Below are 21,647 nucleotides of genomic sequence, written 5' to 3'. Positions count from 1 at the left end.
GTCACTCCTTGTGGGAGAGGGCACGGAGGGTACGCGAGGGGCTCGGCCGGCCCAGGGCCTCGGCCATCCACACGCTGGTGGCGGTCAGACGGTCCAGGTCGACCCCGGTCTCGATGCCGAGGCCGTGCAGCATCCACACGAGGTCTTCGGTGGCGAGGTTTCCGGTGGCGCTCTTGGCATACGGGCAGCCGCCGAGGCCGCCCGCCGAGGCGTCGATGGTGGTGATGCCGTGCTGGAGCGCGGCGAAGGTGTTGGCGAGGGCCTGCCCGTAGGTGTCGTGGAAGTGCACGCCGATACGGGAGGTGGGCACCCCGGCCTCGTTGAGGGCGGCCAGCAGGGTCTGCACATGGCCGGGGGTGGCCACCCCGATGGTGTCGCCCAGGCTCAGTTCGTCGCAGCCCAGGTCGAGCAGCGCCCGGCAGACCCGGACGGTCTGCGCGACCGGCACCGGCCCCTCCCAGGGGTCGCCGAAGCACATCGAGAGATAGCCGCGGACCTCCACCCGGGCGCCCTTGGCCCGCGCGATGACCGGCGCGAACATCGCCAGCGCCTCGTCGACCGTGCGGTTGAGGTTGGCCTTGGCGAACGACTCGGTGGCGCTGCCGAACACCGCGATCCGGCGGGCGCCCAGCGCCAGCGCCCGGTCCAGCCCACGCTCGTTGGGGACCAGCACCGGCAGCCGCTGCGGATCGAGATCGTCCAGCAGCGGGAACAGCTGCTCGGCGTCGGCGAGTTGGGGCACCCACTTGGGGTGGACGAAGCTGGTGGCCTCCACGGTCGGCAGGCCCGCGGCGGCGAGCCGGTGGATGAACTCCGCCTTGACCTCCGTGGGGACGACGGTCCGCTCGTTCTGCAGGCCGTCGCGCGCGCCGACCTCATGGATCCGTACGCGGGTGGGCAGCCCCTCCGCGGGGACCTCCATCGGCAGTCCGGGTGCGGTCATCAGGCGCTCTCCTGCCCGTTCTCGGGTGCGGCCGGGGACGCGGCGGCCTCGTCGGGGCTCTCGTGCGGGGCGACCACGGCCAGGATCTGGTCCATGGCGACGGTCGAGCCCGCGGTGACGTCGAGTTCGGTGACGGTCCCGGCGTGCGGCGCGGAGATGACGTGCTCCATCTTCATCGCCTCCACCACCAGCAGGCCCTGGCCCGCGGTCACTTCGTCGCCGACGGCGACCTTGACGACGGTGACGGTGCCGGGCATCGGGGCGGCGAGGGTGTCCGCGCCGTGTGCCCCGGCGGCCCCGCGCAGCGCCGCGGCCACCGGGTCGTGGCTGGTCACCTGCCAGGAGTCGCCGTCCCGGCCGAGCCAGTCGCCGCTGTGGTGGAAGGTGTGCAGCACCCCGTCGACGGTGACCCGTACGCGGCCCGGCTCCAGCTGTCCGGCCGGGGCGCCGGGACGTACGTCGTGCGGCACCGGGTCGTGTCCCGGGATCCGCAGCCAGTGGCGGACCGGTGCGGGCTCGCCGCCGAGCCGGAAGCCGTTCGGTGCGGCGAACGGGTCGCGCCAGCCGCCGTCGGCCACCGCCGGCTCCAGGGCGGCCTGCCGCACCGCCGCGGCCGCCGCGTACACCTCCTCGGGCACCGTGCCGTCGACCAGACCGGCCGCCTCCCGCTCCACCAGGCCGGTGTCCAGCTCGCCGGAGACCACGTCCGGGTGGGCCAGCAGCCGCCGCAGGAACCCGGCGTTGGTGGTGACGCCGAGGGTGACGGTCTCGGCCAGCGCGGCCCGGAGCCGGCGCAGGGCGCTCGCCCGGTCCGGACCGTAGGCGATCACCTTGGACAGCATCGGGTCGTAGCGGCTGCCGACCTCCCCGCCCTGGGACAGGCCGGAGTCCGTGCGCAGCCCGTCGCCCTGCACCTCGTGCAGCGCCAGCACCGTGCCGCCGGTCGGCAGGAAGTCGCGGGCCGGGTCCTCGGCGCAGATCCGCGCCTCGATGGCGTGCCCGGTGAGGGTGATGTCCTCCTGGGCGTACGGGAGCACCTCGCCGGCCGCGACCCGCAGCTGCCACTCCACCAGGTCGAGCCCCGTGATCAGCTCGGTGACCGGGTGCTCCACCTGGAGGCGGGTGTTCATCTCCATGAAGTAGTAGGAGGCCGGGTCCTTGCCCGGGACGATGAACTCGACGGTGCCGGCGCCGCGGTAGCCGCAGGAGCGGGCCGCCTGCACGGCCGCCTCGCCCATCGCGGCGCGGGTGGCCTCGTCCAGCAGGACCGAGGGGGCCTCCTCGATGACCTTCTGGTGGCGGCGCTGGAGGGAGCACTCGCGCTCGCCGAGATGGATGACGTTGCCGTGGCCGTCCGCCAGCACCTGGATCTCGATGTGCCGGGGCCGGTCGATCCAGCGCTCGACGAGCAGGGTGTCATCGCCGAAGGAGGAGCGGGCCTCCCGGCGGGCGGACGCGATCTCGTCGGCCAGCAGCGTCTCGTCGCGGACCAGCCGCATGCCCTTGCCACCGCCGCCCGCGGACGGCTTGAGCAGCACCGGCATGCCGATCTCGCGGGCCGCGGCGGCCAGTTGACCGTCGTCCAGCCCGCTGCCCGAGGAGCCGGGGACGACCGGGACCCCGGCCTCCCGCACCGTCTCCTTGGCGCGGATCTTGTCGCCCATCAGCTCGATGGCGTCGGCGGACGGCCCGATGAAGACCAGCTCGGCGTCCGTGACGGCACGGGCGAAGGCGGCGTTCTCGGCGAGGAAGCCGTAGCCCGGGTGGACCGCCTGGGCGCCCGTACGGGCGGCCGCCTCCAGCAGCCGCTCCACGGACAGATAGCTCTCGGCGGCCGGCGCCGGACCGATCCGTACGGCCGTGTCGGCCTCCCGGACATGGCGGGCGTCGGCGTCCGCGTCGCTGTAGACGGCGACCGAGCGGATGCCGAGGGCGCGCAGCGTGCGGATGACACGGACCGCGATCTCGCCGCGGTTGGCGATGAGCACGGTGTCGAAGTTGGTGACCATTGCTGGGGACATCCCTCTCACATCCGGAAGACGCCGTAGCCGGGCGCGGTGCTGTCCTTCTCGGGGAGCGGCGCGTTGGCACAGGCCGTCAGCGCCAGCCCCAGCACCTGCCGGGTCTCCAGCGGGTCGATCACACCGTCGTCCCACAGTCGCGCGCTCGCGTAGTAGGCGCTGCCCTGGGTCTCGTACTGCTCGCGGACCGGCGCCTTGAAGGCGGCCTCGTCCTCGGCGCTCCACTCCTCGCCGTGCGCCTCCAGCTGGTCGCGCTTGACGGTGGCGAGGACGGAGGCGGCCTGTTCGCCGCCCATCACCGAGATCTTGGCGTTCGGCCACATCCACAGGAAGCGCGGCGAATAGGCCCGGCCGCACATGGAGTAGTTGCCCGCCCCGTAGGAGCCGCCGATGACGACCGTCAGCTTGGGCACGCGGGTGCAGGCCACCGCCGTCACCATCTTCGCGCCGTGCTTGGCGATCCCGCCGGCCTCGTACGAACGCCCCACCATGAAGCCGGAGATGTTCTGGAGGAAGAGCAGCGGGATACCGCGCTGGTCGCACAGCTCGATGAAGTGGGCGCCCTTCTGGGCGGATTCGGAGAACAGGATGCCGTTGTTGGCGACGATGCCGACCGGGTGGCCGTGGATATGGGCGAAGCCGGTGACCAGCGTCGTCCCGTACTCCGCCTTGAACTCCGCGAAGCGCGAGCCGTCCACGAGGCGGGCGATCACCTCCCGGACGTCATAGGGCGTACGGGAGTCCGCGGGCACCGCCCCGTACAGCCCGGCCGGGTCCGCCTTGGGCTCCTCGACGGTCCGCACGGTCCACGGGAGCGGCGCGCGCTCGCCGAGGGTGCCGACGATGGTGCGCACCAGGCGCAGCGCATGGGCGTCGTCCTCGGCGAGATGGTCGGTGACGCCGGAGGTCTTCGCGTGCACCTCGCCGCCGCCCAGCTCCTCGGCGGTGACCACCTCGCCGGTGGCGGCCTTCACCAGCGGCGGCCCGCCCAGGAAGATCGTGCCCTGGTTGCGGACGATCACGGCCTCGTCGCTCATGGCCGGGACGTAGGCGCCACCGGCCGTGCACGAGCCCAGCACCGCGGCGATCTGCGGAATCCCCGCACCCGACATCCGCGCCTGGTTGTAGAAGATCCGCCCGAAGTGCTCCCGGTCGGGGAAGACCTCGTCCTGCATCGGCAGGAAGGCGCCGCCGGAGTCGACGAGGTAAAGACAGGGGAGACGGTTCTCCAGGGCGATCTCCTGCGCCCGGAGATGCTTCTTGACCGTCATCGGGTAGTACGTGCCGCCCTTGACCGTGGCGTCATTGGCGACGATCACCGTCTCCCGGCCGGAGACCCGGCCGATCCCGGCGATCACGCCCGCGGCCGGGGCGGCCCCGCCGTACATCCCGTCCGCGGCCAGCGGCGCCAGCTCCAGGAACGGCGAGCCGGGGTCCAGCAGCGCGTCCACCCGGTCGCGGGGCAGCAGCTTGCCGCGTGCGGTGTGCCGCGCCCTGGCCTTCTCGCCGCCGCCCAGCCGGGCCGCCGCGAGCTTCTCGCGCAGCTGTGCGGCCAGCTCGCGGTGCGCGGCCTCATTGGCCCGCCAGGAGTCGGACGCCGGATCGGCGGTACTCCCCAGCACCGGTGCCTGCTCCATCGTTACGAGCCCCCTTGCTCGATCACCTGTCCCGGTGCCGCGGTCCGCGGCGGCCGGTCCATCCGGGTTAATGGGCGTTAACGTCACTGCCTTCAGGTTAACGAGCACTAACCCGGCTGTCTACAATCGACGGCATGAGTAATGCGCAGCCCGCCACCCCGACCAGCCGCCGCGAGCAGATCCTCAAGGAGGCCGCCCGGCTCTTCGCGGAGCGCGGCTTCCACGGCGTCGGCGTGGACGAGATAGGGGCGGCCGTGGGCATCTCCGGTCCGGGCCTCTACCGGCACTTCGCCGGCAAGGACGCGATGCTCGCCGAGCTGCTGGTCGGGATCAGCGAGCGGCTGCTCGCGGGCGGCCGGATGCGGGTCACGGAGGGCGGCGGCAGCCCCGAGGCGGTGCTGGACGCGCTGATCGACGGCCATATCGACTTCGCGCTGGACGACCGGCCGCTGATCACCCTGCACGACCGGGAGCTGGACCGGCTGCGGGAGGCCGACCGCAAGCGGGTCCGCCAGCTCCAGCGGCAGTACGTGGAGCTGTGGGTGGAGGTCGTCCGCCGGGTCCACCCGGGCCCCTCCGAGTCCCGGGCCCGCGCCGCCGTGCACGCCGTCTTCGGCCTGCTCAACTCCACCCCGCACCTCGGCCGCCCGGGCGCCCTCCCGGGCCGTACGGAGATGGCGGAGCTGCTGCACCGGCTCGCGCTGGGCGCGTTCGGCGCGGTGGCGGGGGAGCCGGAGTCGGGGGAGCCGATGGCGGCGTCGGTGCCGGGCGCCTAGGCGCAGGCCTGCCTGCTCGCACGGATTTTCGTTGACCTCTGGACAGCTTAGGTAACTGGCCGGTAGCTTTCGCTGAGCAAGCGCTTAGCCATGCGCTTGGACCGGCGACCTGGAGGAGGCGACGTAGCAATGCGCCGTACGGTGTTCAACGAGGATCATGAGGCGTTCCGCGAGACCATACGCGCCTTCATCGAGGCCGAGGTCGTGCCCGTGCACGACGAGTGGTTCGCCGCCGGCCAGGTCCCGCGCGAGTTCTACTACAAGCTCGCCGAGCTGGGCGTCTTCGGTATCCGCGTGCCCGAGGAGTTCGGCGGCGCCGGCATCGACTCGCACAAGTTCGAGGCCGTGATGTACGAGGAGACCTCCCGCGCGGGCGTCACCTTCGGCGGCTCCGGCGTGCATGTGCTGCTCGGCCTCCCGTACATCCAGATGCTCGCCACCGACGAGCAGAAGAAGCGCTTCCTGCCGAAGTTCGTCAGCGGCGAGGAGATGTGGGCGCTGGCGATGACCGAGCCGGGCACCGGCTCCGACCTCGCCGGCATGAAGTCCACCGCGAAGCTGTCGGAGGACGGCACGCACTACGTCCTCAACGGCGCCAAGACCTTCATCACCGGCGGTGTGCACGCCGACCGCGTGATCGTCTGCGCCCGCACCGCGGCCCCTCGCGAGGACGACCGCCGCTTCGGCATCTCGCTCTTCGCCGTGGACGCCAAGTCCGCCGGCTACTCCGTCGGCCGCAAGCTGGACAAGCTCGGCCTGAAGATCTCCGACACCGCCGAGCTGGCCTTCGTCGACGTCAAGGTCCCGGTCGAGGACCTGCTGGGCGAGGAGAACAAGGGCTTCGCCTACCTGGGCCTGAACCTCGCCTCCGAGCGCTGGGGCATCGCCTTCGGTGCGTACGCCCAGGCCAAGGCCGCCGTCCGGTTCGCCAAGGAGTACGTGCAGGAGCGCACGATCTTCGGCAAGACGGTCTCCTCCTTCCAGAACACCAAGTTCGAACTGGCCGCCTGCCAGGCCGAGGTGGACGCCGCCGAGGCCGTCGCCGACCGCGCCCTCGAAGCGCTGGACGCCGGCGAGCTGACCCCGGCCGAGGCCGCCTCCGCCAAGCTGTTCTGCACCGAGGTCGCGCACCGCGTCATCGACCGCTGCCTCCAGCTGCACGGCGGCTACGGCTTCATGAACGAGTACCCCATCGCCCGCCTCTACGCGGACAACCGCGTCAACCGCATCTACGGCGGCACCAGCGAGGTCATGAAGTCCATCATCGCCAAGTCCATGGGCCTCTAGGCCGTAAGGGCCCCGCGCACGTGAACGACGCACTCCGGTCCCTGCTCGATCTGCTCGCACTGGAGCGGATCGAGCAGGACATCTTCCGGGGCGAGAGCCGCGCCTCGGTCGTACCCCGGGTCTTCGGCGGCCAGGTCGCCGCCCAGGCCCTGGTCGCGGCCGGGCGCACGGTCCCCGCCGACCGGCCGCCGCACTCCCTGCACGCGTACTTCCTGCGCCCCGGGGACCCCGGCGCGCCCATCGTCTACACCGTCGACCGCATCCGCGACGGCCGCTCCTTCACCACCCGCCGGGTCGTCGCCGTCCAGCACGGCCAGCCGATCTTCCACCTCTCCGCCTCCTTCCAGACGGCCGAGGAAGGGCTGGAGCACCAGGAGCCGATGCCCCCGGCACCGGACCCCCTGGAGCTGCCCACCGCCGCCGAGATGCTCCCCCGGCACGCCGAGCGCTTCCTCGCCCCCGACGTCGCCGAACGCCTCCTGGAGGCCCGCGCCGCGATCGACCTCCGCTACGTGGACGAGCCGCCCTACGTCACCGTCGGCGAGCCCCGCGAGCCCCGCTCCCAGGTCTGGTTCCGCACCCAGGGCAAGCTCGACGACGACGGCGACATCCCCCGCCCCCTGCTGGACATCTGCCTGGTCACCTACGTCTCCGACATGACCCTGCTGGACTCGATCCTGCTCGCCCACGGCCGCGGCGGCTGGGCGGTAGGCGACGTCGTCGGCGCCAGCCTGGACCACGCGATGTGGTTCCACCGCCCCCTGCGCGCCGACGAATGGCTCCTGTACGACCAGGAGTCCCCCACCGCCCAAAGCGGCCGCGGCCTCGGCAAGGGCCGCATCTTCACGGCGGAGGGACAGCTGGCGGTGTCGGTGATCCAGGAGGGGGTTATCCGGGTTCCGCGCGACTAGGGTGCGGGGCGGCCCGGGGCATCGCGTCGTACGGCTCCCGGGTGCCATCGCCCATGGGTATGGCACCCCCGCCACCCACCGGCGAGGCGGAGCGCCCCAGCCGTGGGCCGGGACGCTCCGCCGATGTGCGTAGTGATCACCGGATGGTGACCTTGCGCCTCTCAGGAGCGGTTTTGGGGTCTCCCGATACGCGCGAGCAGGGTGAACCCGGGACTCCTTGCATCAACGGAAGTCGCCGGCCGCGAGCCGCTCGGCCCGAGTCCGCTTCACCGTCAACGTCGTCGGGTCCTGCACCGGCCATTCCTTGATCCCGGGACTTCGCAGGTAGGGGATGCCTTTGCGGATGTCGGTCAGGACAGCCAGCCGCCCGGGGGCGTATTCGACCTCATCGCCGACCTCCGGCAGCTTCCCGGGACTCACCGCGCGGCCTCCGCTTCCGTGGCGACACCGAGCAGGACGGCGCAGGGGCGGCAGGTGTGCCGGCCGTCCGGACCGGTGACCTTCTCCCGCGCCAGGCTGTAGAGGCAGTGGCAGCACGGGCACGCCTGGCCCGTGATCTCGTGGACCGTCCATTCCGTCAGGGCGGGAACGGCATCCCATCCCGTGGTCATGACGCGCCTCCGAGACCCAGGTAGGCGGCCCATTCGCCGGAGTCCCAGCCGACGGGGTCGCCGTGTCGGCGGCGGAACGCGCGAGCTTCGGGTGGAAGGGGTTCAGCGCGGGTCCGCACGGAGGGTGCAGACCGGGGATGCGCGGCGGCATCGGTGAGGGGGTGGCGAGCGGTTGATGCGGTGGGCATCTTGGTCAGTCCTCCAGTTCGCTGTGGACACGGGCCGCCCCGACGGGCACGCGAGGGCCGCAGAGCCGCTGCCGTCCCGGAATCCCGAGAAGGGTGTCGCGGCGCCGGAGCCTCGCGGTCGGCTCATGACCAGCTAACGGGGTGCCAGGGCAAGGCGATTAGGGAGATCGGACAACCTCTTCTCCACAACCCCTAGGGCGATTTGGCCACCCTTTTAGCTGACGATGCGGCGACTGCGGGGCTACCGTGCGTGCATGAGTGCTGTGCGAAACGCGACGCTCGAAGCATGGATGAAGGAAAATGGCTACAGCTCGAATTCACTTGCCGAGGCAGTGAATTCGGCGGTTGGGGACCTCACCGGGAAAGTCGGAGGGCTGGACGGCTCATCGGTCCGGGACTGGAAAGCGGGCCGGGTGCGGTGGCCGAAGTCGGCGACCCGGGTGGCGCTGGAGAAAGTCACCGGGCTGCCCGCCACCGCCTTAGGCTTCGTGCCGCGGGGCCGTGCCCCGTCGTCCGCCCCCGCACCACCGCCGGAGGACCCTGTGGAACGCCGTCGTTTCCTCACCGCCGGAACGGCCCTGGCCGCTGTCGCGGCCACGCCTTCGTCCGGTTCCGGCCGCCGGATCGGAAAGAGCGACGTTGACCGACTCCAACAACGTTTCACCGGGATCATCGCGAGCGACCACCGCCACGGCGGCCGGCTTGGTATCGAGCAGAAGGCCGTAGCGCTCGCCGACGAGGCCCTGGCCCTACAGAATTCCGGAAGTGCCAGTCAGCGCGTTCGTGCTTACGTGTACGCATGCGCGGCGGCATTCCGGTCCTCGGCGATGTGGGCCGCGATCGATGGACGGCGTTACGAAGACGCGATGGTCCATATGCGGGAAGCTCAAGCGCTCGCCGAATTGTCAGCCGACCCGGCCATCAAATTCCGCATCTGGTCACACGCCGGAACGCTGTACCGGCACATGGGGCGCCCCGTTGAAGCAATGGCTGCGAATGACGTTGCCCGAGGTCTCTCCATCACGCGCCGTGATCCGCTGTTCGCATCCCTCGGTCTTGCCAGGCAGGCAGCCATTCACGGCGTTGCCAGAAATGTCACGGCTGCCCGGCGCAGTTTCGCCCATGCTCAGGAAGCGATGGACCGTGCCGATCCGCGCGCAAACCGGCCCGTGTGGATGACCTCCTTCTATGACCAGGCGGAGCTGGATTCGCTCGCGCTCACCGGATACCTCGCTCTCGGAGACTATGAGACGGCGGAAGCGCACGCGCACCGATGCTTGGCGGCTCTCCGGCCCCACATGCAACGGTCAAAGGCCATCGCCACTACTCGGCTGGCGTGTGCTCAACTCGGCCAAGAGGATGTAGGGCCCGCGGTCGCCACCGCAATGTCGGTGCCCCTCGATGCTGCTGCCCATCACCCGCGGGTCGCCCGGATGCTCCGCAGCTTCCACGTCAAGATTCACACCGTGGCGCCGAACAGCCCGACCACCCGCATGTGGAATCAGTACGTGCACACCACCTGGAAGGAATCGGTATGACGCCCCCCATCGAGCTCCGCACGTTCCACTCGGTTGAACCGGCCCGGCAAGGCCTCCTGGACGTGTACGCCGATGTCCGTGCAGATCTCTTGCACCTTCCGAACTACGCGGTCACTGCCTTCGCTGAGCGCCTCGACCGTCATTCCAAGGAACCAGGTTGGGTAGCGATCCTTGCGTATGAGCAGGGCGAGCCCATCGGCTATGCGTACGCCAACACTGTTGACACCGAGGACCGTTGGTGGAAACGCGTCACACCCGCTCCGTCAGCTGAATACACCGACCGGCACGCCGTAGCCCTCAAAGAAATCGGCGTTCGCATCCCCTGGCGCGGCACCGGCATCGCCCGGCACATCCACGACGCCCTCCTTGCCGACCGCAACGAGCCGTACGTCACGCTCATGGTCAATCCGCTCGCCGGACACGGAAAGGTGCACCGCCTCTACGAGTCCTGGGGATACGAAGACATCGGCCAGAGCCAGCCCTCGCCCGCCTCGCCGGTCCTGACGGCGATGGTCAGGCCCATTCGCTGAGTTCGCCCCCGGCGCTCCCGTCTCCATTCGCGTACGCGTCGGGTGCAGCGCCCCAGTTGGCGGGGAGCCCCCCGCACTCATATCCCGTTGTGGAGCCCAGGGCACGGCCATAAAGTCGCCGCATGTCTTTGCGACTTCGTATGCGTCAGGCGTTGCCGGAAGCGATGCGTGCCCGGGACAAGGTTGCGGTGAGTGTGCTGCGGGCGACGCTGGCTGTGCTGGACAACGCTGAGGCGGTTCCCGTGGGGGAGGCCGGGCTTCGGGGTGTGGCTATTGAGCAGGCGCCGGTGGGTGTGGGTGTCACCGAGGTGGCGCGGTGTGAGCTGAGTGAGGGGCGGGTGGTGGAGGTCGTACGTGCCGAGGCGGACGAACGGCTGGAGGTCGCCGCGCAGTTGAGTGCGCCGGCGCATGCCGACCGGGCCGCGCGGCTCCGGGCGGAGGCCGAGGTGTTGATGCGCTTTCTCGACGGGTCCGGCGGCGCGTAGGACACGGTGCCGACGGCGCGCACGCCACGGTGCCGCGGCGTCGCCCCAGGGCCGCGGCGTCGCCCCAGAGGGCGCGCCCCTCAGCGCAGTCCCGCCGCGTCCAGCAGGTAGGTGGTGAGCGGGTCGTAGTGGCGGGGGCTCAGGACGTGGTCGTCCAGGGGGATCGTGACCTGGAGGGTGCCTTCGGCCTCGGCGAGGAACAGGGCCGGGTCGTTGCAGTCCGCGAAGCCCACCGCGTCGATACCGCGCTGGCCCGCGCAGCCCGCCCAGCCGTGGTCGGCCATCACCAGGTCCGGCAGCGGGCGGCCCTCGCGCTCCAGGCCGTCCAGGACGGCGGCCATCGGCTCGGGGGAGTGGGTGTGCCAGAGCGTCGCACCGCGCTCCAGCATCGCCACGTCGGCGAACTGGAAGACCATGCCGTCGTCCGCCCGCAGCCCGTCGGGGATGACGACGATCTCGCAGCCCGCCGTGCGCAGTGCCTCGGCGGTCGCCCGGTGCACATCGAGCAGGCCGCCCGGGTGGCCGGTCGCGAACAGCACCCGGTGCTGCCCGGCGGCCGCCTTGCGCAGCACCGCGGCGGTGCGGTCCAGCGCGTCGACCGTCAGCTCCGGGTCGATGGTGTCCTGCCCCTGCCGGTGGTGCGGGTCGTCGACGACGCCGCAGCGCTCCGCCATCACGGCCAGCACGTCCTGCTCGTCCACCCACCGGTCGCCGAACTCCAGGCCGAACCAGTAATGGCGCTCGCCGTTGGCGAGCCTGCGGTAGTGGGAGAGGTTGTTCTCGCGGGGGGTGGCGACCTCACCGGCGATCCGGGTCCGGACGAGATGATCGACGAGTTCGGCGCGCGAGGGGGCAGCGGCTGCGGAGGCTATCGGCATAGCGCCCATTGTGCCCGTACACCTGTTCCGGGGCCGGGGAGTTCCGCAGCCCGGACACCGGGGTGCGGATGCCGGAGCGGGGGTACCGCCCTGCGGACAGGGGTGGCGTCCTGCGGAGAGGGTGGCGGTGTGCCGCGGAAGCCAGGAATGCCTGGTCAGCGCCCTGTCGTCATCAGCCTGGACAAAATGTCGAACGACCCCGGCCCTAGTGACGCACATGTCCATGGGCCCGGCGCCCGGCGCTCCCTACCCTCACGGTCATGACCACCGCAGCCAGCGCATCCAACGGGCCCGTGGGCCCCGTCGACTCCTCCCGTGTCCCGCGCTACGCCGGGCCCGCGACGTTCGCCCGCCTGCCCCGCCTCGACGAGGTCGGCGGCCGGGCCGATGTGGCCGTCGTCGGTGTCCCGTTCGACACCGGCGTCTCCTACCGTCCCGGAGCCCGCTTCGGCGGCAACGCGATCCGTGAGGCGTCCCGGCTGCTGCGTCCGTACAACCCGGCCCAGGACGCGTCGCCGTTCGCGCTGGCGCAGGTCGCCGACGCCGGTGACATCGCCGCGAACCCGTTCAACATCAACGAGGCCGTGGAGACGGTCGAGGCCGCGGCCGACGGCCTGCTCGCCGGCGGCGCCCGGATGATGACGCTCGGCGGCGACCACACCATCGCGCTGCCCCTGCTGCGCTCGGTCGCCAAGAAGCACGGCCCGGTCGCGCTGCTGCACTTCGACGCGCACCTGGACACCTGGGACACGTACTTCGGCGCCGAATACACCCACGGCACCCCGTTCCGCCGCGCCGTCGAGGAAGGCATCCTCGACACCTCCGCGCTCTCCCACGTCGGCACCCGCGGTCCGCTCTACGGCAAGAAGGACCTCGACGAGGACGAGAAGATGGGCTTCGGCATCGTCACGTCGGCGGATGTCATGCGGCGCGGGGTGGACGAGGTCGCCGACCAGCTGCGGCAGCGCATCGGTGACCGTCCGCTGTACATCTCCATCGACATCGACGTGCTGGACCCGGCGCACGCCCCGGGCACCGGTACGCCGGAGGCGGGCGGCATGACCTCCCGCGAGCTCCTGGAGATCCTGCGCGGGCTCGCGTCCTGCAACCTGGTCTCGGCGGATGTCGTCGAGGTCGCGCCCGCGTACGACCACGCGGAGATCACCGCCGTCGCCGCCTCGCACACCGCGTACGAGCTGACGACGATCATGTCGCGGCAGATCGCGGCCTCCCGCCAGGGGGAGTAGGGCAGGCGGGCGTTGGCAGGGGCGGCGGCGTCCCGCACGGCGGGAGCGTGGCGGGAGCGCGGCAGGAGCGCGGCGGGGCAACTCCTGCTCTTCCGTACGGAGCTGCCCCGCCCCCGCCGTGGCGGTCGGCGCCCTGCAAGGACGCCCGTTCCGGCTCAGGCCCGCATGCCGCCGTCGACGCGGAGGACCGTGCCGGTGACGTAGGAGGAGCGGTCGCTCAGGAGCCAGGCGGCGGCCTGGGCGATCTCGTCCGGATCGGCGGCGCGGCCCAGCGGGGTCCGGGCGTTGAGCTGCTCGATCGTGCCGGGGGACTTCGCGTCCCACTCGTACAGCATCTCGGTGAGCGTGGTGCCGGGCGCGATGGCGTTGACGCGGATCCCCTCCGGGCCGTACGTGGCGGCCGCCGACGCGGTGAGGCTGTTGACCGCCGCCTTCGCCGCGCCGTACGCGGGCAGCGCGGGGCTGGCCATCAGGCTGCCGACGCTGGAGGTGTTGACGAGGGCTCCGCGCCGCGCGGTGGCACGGATGGCGGCGATCTCGGCGGTCATGGCCAGCCACGGGCCCTTGAGGTTGACGGCGCAGACCTGGTCGAAGTCGGCCTCCGACAGCTCATCCATCGGACCGGGCGGCTGGCCCGTCGCGCCGTTGTTGAAGGCCACGTCCAGCCGGCCGTACAGCTCCACGGACCGGTTGACGGCGGCCCGGACGCCGGCCGGGTGACCCGCCTGGAGCAGGCCCGCGCCCCGCACCCCTCCCGTGAGGTGGTGGCCCAACTCGCCCGCGCGCTGCGCCTGTCGGACGCCGAGCGCGACCACCTCCACCACCTCGCCGGCGCCCCGCCCGGACCGCCGCCAGGGCCCTCGCGGGAGATACGGCAGAGCATCGCCGACCTGCTGCGCCGGCTGCCGGAGGCCGCGGCGCTCGTGGTGTCGGCGACGTACGAGGTCATCGCCTGGAACGACCTGGCCGCCGCCCTGATGGAGGACTTCTCCGTCCTGTCGCGCCGGGACCGGAACCTCATCCGACGCGCCTTCCTCGGCCCGTACCGGAACGGCCGGCGGCTGTACGGCGTCTCGGACGCGGACAGGTTCGCCCGGAGCGCGACCCAGCAACTGCGCGCCGCCGCGGCCCGCTACCCCAACGCCCCGGAGGTGACCGGCCTGGTCGCCGAACTCCTGGACGGCAGCGCGGAGTTCGCCCGGCTCTGGGCCGCCCACGACGTGACCGACCGCCCCACCCTCTGCAAGACCTTCCAGCACCCCCTCGTCGGCCCCGTGTCCGTCAAGTGCGACGTCCTGGACATCGCCGACCGCGACCAGCGAGTCTTCCTTTACACCGCCGCCCCCGGCTCACCGTCGGAAGAGGCGCTGAGGCTGCTGTCGGTCGTGGGCACGCAGCGGATGGGAGTGGCGGGTTGAGGGGTCCCCGCCCCGTCAGTCGTTCTCGAAGATGTACATCCAGGCGCTGGACTCCGAGCCGGTGTCGTCGAGCATCCAGAGTTCGCCGCTGACGTGCTGGCGCAGGGCGTACTGTTCGTCGCTGTTGTCGACCGTTGCGGAGATGCGCAGGCCGATCAGCCACTGGGCGGTCATGGCGAGGAAGTTCTCCAGGGAGGACGCCACCAGGGCGCCGTCGACCGGGTCGTCCTCGTCGCCCACCCGGAAGACCTCGCCGCCGGTTCCGTCCAGGACCACGTCGGCGCCCATCCAGCGGCCGAGGTGGAAGAACGGCCCCTCGGTTTCGGGGGCTTCGGCCACGTCGTCCGGCCAGGTGAATTCGGTGAGGAAGGTGTCGTCGCCGGGGGCGAGGCGCAGGCCGCTCTCGTCGAAGGCGGGGATGCCGAGGCCGGTCAGCAGCTCGCGGGCGCCGTCCTCCGCCAGGCCCGCCGGCAGGTGGTCCTCCTTGACGGGGCGGAAGGCGGCCTCACCCACTACGGCGCGCAGGTCCGCCGTGCCGGGAGGCGTGGCGTGCTGCGGGGTGGTCGGGCCCGCGGCCGCGTACGGTCCGGTGAGCGGGGCACGGCCGGGGGTGCCGGCCGTTTCCTCCCAGCCCTTGGCGGGGGACAGGGCGAAGAGGCCGCCGGGGCCGCCCAGAATGGCCAGTTCGCCCACGGTCAGTACCGGGGCGGAGAGCAGGCTCGGGTGTGCCATGCCGGTGCCGGGGACGGCGGCTTCGAGTGCGTCGAGTGTGGTGATCGCGTCACCGGTGCCAGACTCGTCCGGCCGGGTCAGGGCGGTGTGGGCGTCCTCGGGGACGACGGAGTCCTCCGGCCAGGGGCCGGCCAGCGGTTCGCCGGTGTGCGCGTCCCAGATGGTGACGTCCACCTCCGGTGTGCCGAGCGCGGCCACGGCGGGCCGGCCGTGCCAGCGGACCTCGGCCGTCTCGCCGACCACGCCCGGCGCCAGGAACGACGCGTGGAAACCGCCCGGCGGACGCCAGCGGGTCCACACCGCCTTCCACGGGAGGCGGATCCCCGAGGAGAGGAGTCCGGCCACGAAGTCGTCGTCGCCGCGGGCGGTCGCCATCAGGTGCAGCCAGGCGGCCCAGGCGGGCTGGGTGGCCGGGACCACCCCGTAGTCCCAGAGGTACGCGGCGTCCGCAGCGGCGCTGTTGCCGCCGATGCCGCCGTAGTGCGCGCAGCGCGCGGCATCGAGCAGGGCCGTCTGCGGCAGATGGGCCACCAGCTCGCCCCGGGCGACCAGTTCGTCGAGGGTCTGCGTGGTCCACTTCTGCTCGTGGTCGGCCTGCGCCGCATGCATGGCCAGCCCCGCGGCCGCGTACGTGCCGAGCGCTCCGCTCGCCGTCCAGCCGTCGGGGTGGGCGAGTTCCGGGGCGAGCGTCCGCAGCCAGGCCGTCATATGGCGGTTCACCCGGGTGACGGTTTCCGGGGCGGTCTCGCGCCGCAGCGACTCGGCCACCGCCTCGTCGACGAAGCCGACACCGCCGTCGCGCCGCTCCAGCCACCGGTCGTGCCCGGCCAGCACGGCCTGCAGCGCGTCCTCGGTGACCGGGCGGTCGTCGTCCGCGCGCAGGCCCGCCACGAGCGCCGCCCAGGCGCGCGGCGGCACCGTACGCGGCTCGGCGAGCGCCAGGGCCCGCACCTCGTCCGGCCAGGCCGGCGGGGCGGGCGCCGGGTCCGCTCCGGCCGGCTCCAGCCGGAGGCCGGTGTCGCCGGAGCGCAGCAGACCGGGCGCGTCCACCTGGGCGATCACCTGAAGCCCGGTGCGCGCGCACAGCGCCTTCAGCGTCCCGGTCGGCAGCCGCTCCGCCTCGTACGAACGACGGGTACGGCCCATCCGGTGCACATGCGTGAGCAGCACCAGCCGCCGCTCCGGGAGGGCCCGCACCTCGGAGATCCACCTGCGGCCGCCGTACCGCCGGGACTCCAGCCCCAGCGCCGCCAGCACCTCCCCGAGCAGCTCCTCCGCGGTGCGCTCCGTGGCATCGACCAGGACACTCGACGCGACCTGCGCGCCCACCTCCCGCAGCACCTGCCCGCCGTCCGCCGCACCCTCGCCGACCAGGCTCAGCCAGCCCCCCGGCGCCAGCGGATCGGAGGTGTCCTGCCACCACCGCAGCAGCCGGTCGGCCGCCGCCCGCGCGGAAACGGCCTCCAGCACCGGGGTGTTACTGCTCATCGCTGCTCTCCTCGGCTACGGCTTCGGCTTCGGCAGCATATGCACCGCGTACGAGCTGACGACGATCATGTCGCGGCAGATCGCGGCGGGGCGGGGGAGAGAGTGGCCACGCCACCGGGCCGCCGGGCCTCCGCGTGCGTGACCGTCGTGCACGGCGTGGGAACCGCGGGAGACCAGGGCAGTTCCGTCACGCGGAACGAGCGGCCCGGGTGCGGTTCAGGCGGGCTTCAGGCCGGGCAGCTCCCAGCCGGCGGCGATCAGGTCGGATTCCAGGGAGCCGGAGAGGATCGCCTTCCAGGTGGCGCTGTCATCGACGATCGGGTCGACGTGGGCAGCCCACTTCCGTGCGCTGCGCTGCGCGTCACGTTCCTCGGCGGCGGTGGGGAAGGCGCTGAGTTGGGTAGCCCGGCAGAGCCACAGCAGGGAGACGTACTGGCGGAGGCTGCCGGCGATGACCGGTTCAGCGGATCCGCCGGAGAGGCCGTCCTGGATGACCCGGCCGGTGGCGCCGTCCAGGTAGGCGCCGGAGCCGACCCAGGTCCCGATGAGGAAGAAGGGGCCATTGCCGTTCGGGGGGATCGCGGCCTCGGCCGGCCAGTCGGCGGGGGACAGGCCCGTTTCGTCGATCGCCGCCAGTGTCGCGAAGTAGAGCCGGCCGTACAGGGCGGGCAGGCCGATGTCGGTGAGATAGCGGCGTGTGGTGTCGTCGAGGCCGGTCGGCAGGGCGTCGGCGGCGAGGGTACGGCAGGCGCTCGGGCCGAAGGCCTCGGCGAGGGCGGCGGGGGAGGGGCCGTGGGGAGCGGCGAGTTCGGCCGGGATGTTCCAGAGGGCGGATGTCGTGTGCGGGGCGACGAAGGGGGGCTTCCAGCGCGCCGGACCGGTGTTCTCGTCCGGTGTCGAGGCCGGTCGCAGGTCGTCGATGGCGAACAGGCCGCCGCGTCCGCCCAGTGCCCATCGGCGGGTATCCATGCGGCGATGGCAGAGCACGCTGCCGGGGAGGCGGAAGGTCGCGTGGGTATCGGCGGCGTCCACCAGCTCCTCCTCCGCCCGGACCCGGAACTCGCCGCGGCCCTCGACGCTTTCGACCTCGCCCTCGTCGTCGAAGAACAGGTCGACCACGGCCGGCGTGCCGAGTTCGGTACCGTCGGCCGCACTCCAGACGCGTTCGAGGACTCGTTCGTCGCCGTCCGGGGTGACGTATGCGCCGTCGTGGAATGCCGGGAGCACGCGTTGGCCGGCCACGGCTGTGGCGCCGCCGTGCGTGCCGGATTCCAGGTAGTCGACGTTGCCGGCCTCACCGGGGAGCGGGCCGAACGCGGCGTACGGGCGCCGGCGCGACCAGGCCGTTCGCCAGGGCAGGGCGATTCCGGCGGTGGCCAGCCCTTCCGCCGCTGCCGTGTCGCCACGGTTGAGCGCGGCCCAGTGCAGCCAGGAGACCCATTCGCCCTGTGCCGGGGGCGCGATTCCCTCGGCTTCGAGGTAGTGGATGTCCGAGGCGACTCCGCCCTGGGGGACGCCGTGCTTCCACTGGCGGGCCAGCGCTTGCAGGAGTGCGTAGCGGGTGGAACGGGCGAGGGCCGGTGCGTGGGCGAGCAGGCCGGGCAATTCGGTGCCGGACAAGGCGGCGTGCAGGGCCACGGTCTGCGCGGCGTAGGCATGGACCGGGTCGGGTGCGGCGCTGTCGGTGAGGCGGCCGAGCAATTCCTCGGTGAGGGCGCGTTGCCGGTCCGCGGTCGGGGGGTGGGCGGCACGGATGAGGTGCTTGATTCCGTCGGCGCGAAAGCCCACCAGCGTCTCTCGGGAGTCGTCCGCGGTGTGGCTTTCGAGCAGTTCGCCGGGGAGCGCATCGGAAAGCGCCGACAGCTCGGGGACGGTTGCGGAGACGCCCAGCGCTTGGGCGAGCAATGCCCATACAGGGAGGGGCACTTGACGGGTCTCCGCGGCGGCGAGGGCCCGCAGGGCGGGATGCGCGGTGAGCAGGCGATCGACCGGCTCTCCGGGCGTCGTCTCCGACTCCAGGAGGACGTCATTGCCGCGGGTGACGGCCACCCTTTCGCGGTCCGCGTCGGCTTCGGCCACCACGCGTACGCAGCCGCCGCTCTGTACGCCGAGTTTTCCGGCCAGTACGACGCCCACGCGGAAGGGCTCGTCGGAACTGAACAGCGGGCCGGCCCATTGGGCATTCGCCAGCAGGACGATCGACTCCCCGCGGTGCCGGGCGAGGGTGTCGATGAGCGGATCGCGGCCTCGTGCGGCAGTAACGTCCAGCCCGAGACCGTCGAGCGCGGCGGTGGCCACTTCGTCGGCGGTCCGGCCGCGGCAATCGATGGTGACGGCCGCCGGAAAGCGCTGCTGCACGTCGGCCAGGAGCCGCGTTTTCCCGGCTCCTGGCTGCCCCGCCACTTGCAGTACGAGGCCCTTCCGGCGTGGCTCCTCAAGCCACCCGGCGACTGTCTGAAGTGCCTCGGCGTACTGCACGTGCTGAACTCTCCGATTCCTGGGCAGCAAATGGACCCTTGCGGCTCCTCTTGGCTCGACGAGGCCGGCCGCCACGGAGGATCGTGGCGGGCCGGGCGTCTTCCGGGGCTGAAGACGAGGCGGCCGGGGGCTGCTCGATGAACCATCCGTCGTACGAAGCCAGGTCCCACATGGTGTCTTCGAAGGGATACCCCTTAGACGCGGTCAGAGAAGTCGGCGTCGCCGAAGACGCGCTGCCAGCAGTCCGATGCGAACGCCTCGGCGTCGGTGGTGGACAGCCACTCCTGGAGGGCCGGCTCCAGGTCGTCCACCGACCAGTCCGAGGCGAACCACCAGTAGTAGAGACGCACCATGAGGACGAAGTTCCGCAGGCTGGTGGCGGCCAGTGCGTCGGTGAGCCCCGAGGCGCCGTCTTGCAGGACCCTCCCGCTGCCGCCCTCCAGGAGCAGCCGCGCCCCTTGCCATTCACCGAGGCGGTAGTAGGGACCATGGGCCACGTCAGCTGTTCGGTGTGGTGACGCGGGGGAATCCATGTCCGCCCAGTCGGCTTCTTCCAGGGGTTCCGTGGACAGGTCCAGGACTGACAGTTCGAGGAACTCGCCCCGCAGGAACGGCAGTCCCGTCTCCGTCAGGAATGTCCGTGTCTCCGTGTGAGTGATGCCGTGGGGGACGGCGGTGGCGGGTACGCGCCGGAAGGTGCCGGCCGGCCACACCGAGGCGTACCAGGCCGGGGTCGGCCGCAACGCTTCCGGTGGGAAGGGGGCGGAGCCGGGCTTCGTCGTCGTACGGATCATGTTCTTGAGCACGCCCGGAGCCTGTTGCGTGGATTCCTCCGGGTCGATGTCAATCACGAAGACACTGTCCTCGGACGCCATCACCGCACGGTTTCCGCGGCGCGCCGCGCGGCGTACGAAGCGTGGCATACGAGGGATGTCCACCGCTCCTTCCGCCTCGCCGGCTGGTCGCCAGCCCGACAACCCCTGGTCCGCCAGGATCTGTCCCGCCGCGCTACGGTCCGTCTCCGGGGATGCCGGCAGTCGTTCGCCCCGCCCCATGCTCCAGACCTGGAGGTTGCCCTGCGGGCCCCAGGCGGCGGCGATCTCCCCGGCGGGCGTCTCGGCCACCTGAAGCCGGCGTACATGGGGGCGACGTACGAGGTGCCAGGTTGTCAGGGTGCCGGGCGCGGTCCCGTCTGCCCAGAGCGTGCGCCAGGGGGCCCGTATGCGGGGGGCTGCTGCCCAAAGCTGTGATGCGGCAGCGGGGCCGGCCTGATGACCGCGGCCGCCCCGGCCTTCGTCTTCAGCTGGTGCGGCGTTTACTTCGCCCTCTTCATCTCCTTCACTTCTGTCGCTTCCCTCGTTCTGTTCGGCTTTTTCCATCATCAGGGAGTGGTGAAGGAGTGCCAGCCATTCGCCCGGGGAGGAGGACACCACGCCCCGCTCGGTCAGGTAACGCAGCCGGAAGGAACGGCTGTTCATTGGAACGGGGCGCTGAAAATACACCGACTCGAATGCCTCGAAGAGCGTTCGGTGGTCCACCTGTGCCAGCAGGCGCAGATCGCCGAGCAGGTCATCGAAGAGGCCGGCGGCGGCCGCGTGACCGGGCAGCGCGGTGCGCGCGTAATTCCGCACGCTGTCGTGGTCTTCGGTTGCGGCGCTGAGCACGTCATAGATGCGGTGGTGCATCTCGCGGGCTTCGTCTGCCGGCAGGGAGCGGCGGTATTCGGCGGCCATTGGCTCGTGCCGAAGGGAGACGACTGAGGTGCCGAGATCGTCCTGATGGGTCTCGTACCAGGAAGAGCCGGTGGGGGCGTCGGCTGCGGTCAGCTCCCGTAGCTGCTGCTCCGTATGCGGATCTCCGGTCGCCGAGCACAGCAGGGACCACACGGGCAGTGGAACATCCCGTGCCTCGGCCAGAGCGAGGGCGCGGGCTGCTCCGGAGGCCGGGCGCTCCGGGGCGGGGCCGGTGTCCGCCGTACGGGCGAGGGTGAGATGACGTCCGGCGTACGAGGCGACCGCCGCCGGTGCATCCTCGACCTCAACCAGCAACCGGAGCGCCACGCCCGGCTTCGTATAGCGCCGTAGCAGATCGACCAACTGCCCCACGACACGTTGCGGTTCGACCGTCGTGCGCAGCCGTCCCGCCCACTGCGTATTCGCCAGCAGCACCACGAAACTCCGCGAGATATGACGGACCGCGTCCGCGAATCCGGTGTCGTAGCGCTGCGGCTGAGCGGCGCCGCAGCGCTCAGCCAGCTCTTGTGCGATTTCTTCCACGGGACGTCCGGCGCAGTCCACGAACACACTGTCCGCCGCGCGCCCGGCCACCGTGCGCAGCAACTCGGTTTTCCCCGTGCCGGGCTCTCCGCCGATCCACAGCCAAGCCGTGCGCTCGCGCGGTTTGTCGATCCACAACAGGCTTCTGCGCACGGCAACGTCCGGGGACACCGCTTGCGGCTCGGGTGCTGGGTTGCTCATGG

The 21,647-nt window shown here is 71.7% G+C and carries 17 protein-coding genes and 1 pseudogene; 8 read left to right on the top strand and 10 right to left on the bottom strand.

Annotation, left to right across the window (positions count from 1 at the left end; genetic code table 11):
• Position 1 precedes the first annotated feature (1 nt).
• The 3 genes from QT196_RS14540 to QT196_RS14530 are packed head-to-tail and all read right to left on the bottom strand — an operon-like array spanning position 2 to position 4,601.
• Entirely contained in the window at positions 2 to 943 is a 942-nt protein-coding gene (locus QT196_RS14540; RefSeq protein ID WP_168479220.1) for a hydroxymethylglutaryl-CoA lyase, read from the bottom strand.
• Positions 943 to 2,952 carry an acetyl-CoA carboxylase biotin carboxylase subunit gene (locus QT196_RS14535; RefSeq protein WP_290356655.1) on the bottom strand — a complete coding sequence of 670 codons (2,010 nt, stop codon included), beginning with the start codon at positions 2,950 to 2,952 and terminating at the stop codon, positions 943 to 945. Before QT196_RS14535 ends, QT196_RS14540 begins: the two co-directional genes overlap by 1 nt.
• A gap of 17 nt (positions 2,953 to 2,969) precedes the next feature.
• A complete protein-coding gene (locus tag QT196_RS14530) occupies positions 2,970 to 4,601 on the bottom strand; it encodes a carboxyl transferase domain-containing protein (RefSeq protein WP_168479219.1) in 1,632 nt (543 codons plus the stop codon).
• A gap of 134 nt (positions 4,602 to 4,735) precedes the next feature.
• On the opposite strand from QT196_RS14530, the gene QT196_RS14525 reads away from it, so the two are divergent.
• The 3 genes from QT196_RS14525 (at position 4,736) to QT196_RS14515 (ending at position 7,575) form a co-directional block, all read left to right on the top strand.
• A complete protein-coding gene (locus tag QT196_RS14525) occupies positions 4,736 to 5,377 on the top strand; it encodes a TetR/AcrR family transcriptional regulator (RefSeq protein WP_168479218.1) in 642 nt (213 codons plus the stop codon).
• 129 nt (positions 5,378 to 5,506) lie between these two features.
• The gene (locus QT196_RS14520) at positions 5,507 to 6,664 is read left to right on the top strand and encodes an acyl-CoA dehydrogenase family protein (RefSeq protein WP_168479217.1); all 1,158 of its coding nucleotides are present in this window, start codon (positions 5,507 to 5,509) and stop codon (positions 6,662 to 6,664) included.
• Positions 6,665 to 6,684: 20 nt separating this feature from the next.
• A complete protein-coding gene (locus tag QT196_RS14515) occupies positions 6,685 to 7,575 on the top strand; it encodes an acyl-CoA thioesterase II (RefSeq protein ID WP_290355034.1) in 891 nt (296 codons plus the stop codon).
• A gap of 222 nt (positions 7,576 to 7,797) precedes the next feature.
• Here the strand turns inward: QT196_RS14515 and QT196_RS14510 are convergent, their stop codons facing one another.
• Both QT196_RS14510 and QT196_RS14505 read right to left on the bottom strand, forming a co-directional pair.
• Positions 7,798 to 7,995 (bottom strand): hypothetical protein, encoded by a 198-nt coding sequence (locus tag QT196_RS14510; RefSeq protein ID WP_190840585.1) that lies wholly within the window; start codon positions 7,993 to 7,995, stop codon positions 7,798 to 7,800.
• A complete protein-coding gene (locus QT196_RS14505) occupies positions 7,992 to 8,186 on the bottom strand; it encodes a hypothetical protein (RefSeq protein WP_290355033.1) in 195 nt (64 codons plus the stop codon). Before QT196_RS14505 ends, QT196_RS14510 begins: the two co-directional genes overlap by 4 nt.
• A 442-nt stretch (positions 8,187 to 8,628) precedes the next feature.
• Between QT196_RS14505 and QT196_RS14500 the strand changes: the two genes are divergently transcribed.
• The 3 genes from QT196_RS14500 to QT196_RS14490 all read left to right on the top strand — a co-directional run bounded on the left by QT196_RS14500 (position 8,629) and on the right by QT196_RS14490 (position 10,927).
• Complete coding sequence (locus tag QT196_RS14500) at positions 8,629 to 9,912, top strand: XRE family transcriptional regulator (protein ID WP_290355032.1); 1,284 nt, start codon at positions 8,629 to 8,631, stop codon at positions 9,910 to 9,912.
• Positions 9,903 to 10,442, top strand: coding sequence for a GNAT family N-acetyltransferase (locus tag QT196_RS14495; RefSeq protein ID WP_290356654.1), 540 nt, complete (start codon positions 9,903 to 9,905; stop codon positions 10,440 to 10,442). The genes QT196_RS14500 and QT196_RS14495 overlap by 10 nt, the downstream gene beginning before the upstream one ends.
• Positions 10,443 to 10,606: 164 nt before the next feature.
• Entirely contained in the window at positions 10,607 to 10,927 is a 321-nt protein-coding gene (locus QT196_RS14490; protein ID WP_290356653.1) for a hypothetical protein, read from the top strand.
• Positions 10,928 to 11,007: 80 nt separating this feature from the next.
• Here QT196_RS14490 and QT196_RS14485 read toward each other — a convergent pair whose 3' ends face one another.
• Complete coding sequence (locus tag QT196_RS14485; RefSeq protein ID WP_290355031.1) at positions 11,008 to 11,805, bottom strand: phosphatase; 798 nt, start codon at positions 11,803 to 11,805, stop codon at positions 11,008 to 11,010.
• 260 nt (positions 11,806 to 12,065) lie between these two features.
• Between QT196_RS14485 and speB the strand changes: the two genes are divergently transcribed.
• On the top strand, positions 12,066 to 13,052 hold the full coding sequence (gene speB / locus QT196_RS14480) for an agmatinase (RefSeq protein ID WP_266731151.1): 987 nt from the start codon (positions 12,066 to 12,068) through the stop codon (positions 13,050 to 13,052).
• Positions 13,053 to 13,207: 155 nt separating this feature from the next.
• Here the strand turns inward: speB and QT196_RS14475 are convergent.
• Positions 13,208 to 13,768, bottom strand: a pseudogene (locus tag QT196_RS14475) (SDR family oxidoreductase); the annotation flags it as partial.
• Here QT196_RS14475 and QT196_RS14470 point away from each other — a divergent pair.
• Positions 13,769 to 14,470 carry a helix-turn-helix transcriptional regulator gene (locus tag QT196_RS14470; RefSeq protein ID WP_290355030.1) on the top strand — a complete coding sequence of 234 codons (702 nt, stop codon included), beginning with the start codon at positions 13,769 to 13,771 and terminating at the stop codon, positions 14,468 to 14,470.
• A 15-nt stretch (positions 14,471 to 14,485) separates the two neighbouring features.
• Here the strand turns inward: QT196_RS14470 and QT196_RS14465 are convergent, their stop codons facing one another.
• The 3 genes from QT196_RS14465 to QT196_RS14455 all read right to left on the bottom strand — a co-directional run bounded on the left by QT196_RS14465 (position 14,486) and on the right by QT196_RS14455 (position 21,645).
• On the bottom strand, positions 14,486 to 16,690 hold the full coding sequence (locus tag QT196_RS14465; RefSeq protein WP_290355029.1) for an SUKH-4 family immunity protein: 2,205 nt from the start codon (positions 16,688 to 16,690) through the stop codon (positions 14,486 to 14,488).
• A gap of 216 nt (positions 16,691 to 16,906) precedes the next feature.
• A complete protein-coding gene (locus QT196_RS14460; protein ID WP_290355028.1) occupies positions 16,907 to 19,048 on the bottom strand; it encodes an SUKH-4 family immunity protein in 2,142 nt (713 codons plus the stop codon).
• Positions 19,049 to 19,362: 314 nt separating this feature from the next.
• Positions 19,363 to 21,645, bottom strand: a complete 2,283-nt coding sequence (locus QT196_RS14455) for an SUKH-4 family immunity protein (protein WP_168479206.1) — start codon at positions 21,643 to 21,645, stop codon at positions 19,363 to 19,365.
• Positions 21,646 to 21,647 lie beyond the last annotated feature (2 nt).

The organism is Streptomyces sp. P9-2B-2, assembly GCF_030406865.1.
Taxonomy (GTDB): domain Bacteria; phylum Actinomycetota; class Actinomycetes; order Streptomycetales; family Streptomycetaceae; genus Streptomyces; species Streptomyces platensis.
The sequence above is the reverse complement of the archived record's forward strand: the minus strand, read 5'-3'. Positions and strand labels throughout refer to the sequence as shown.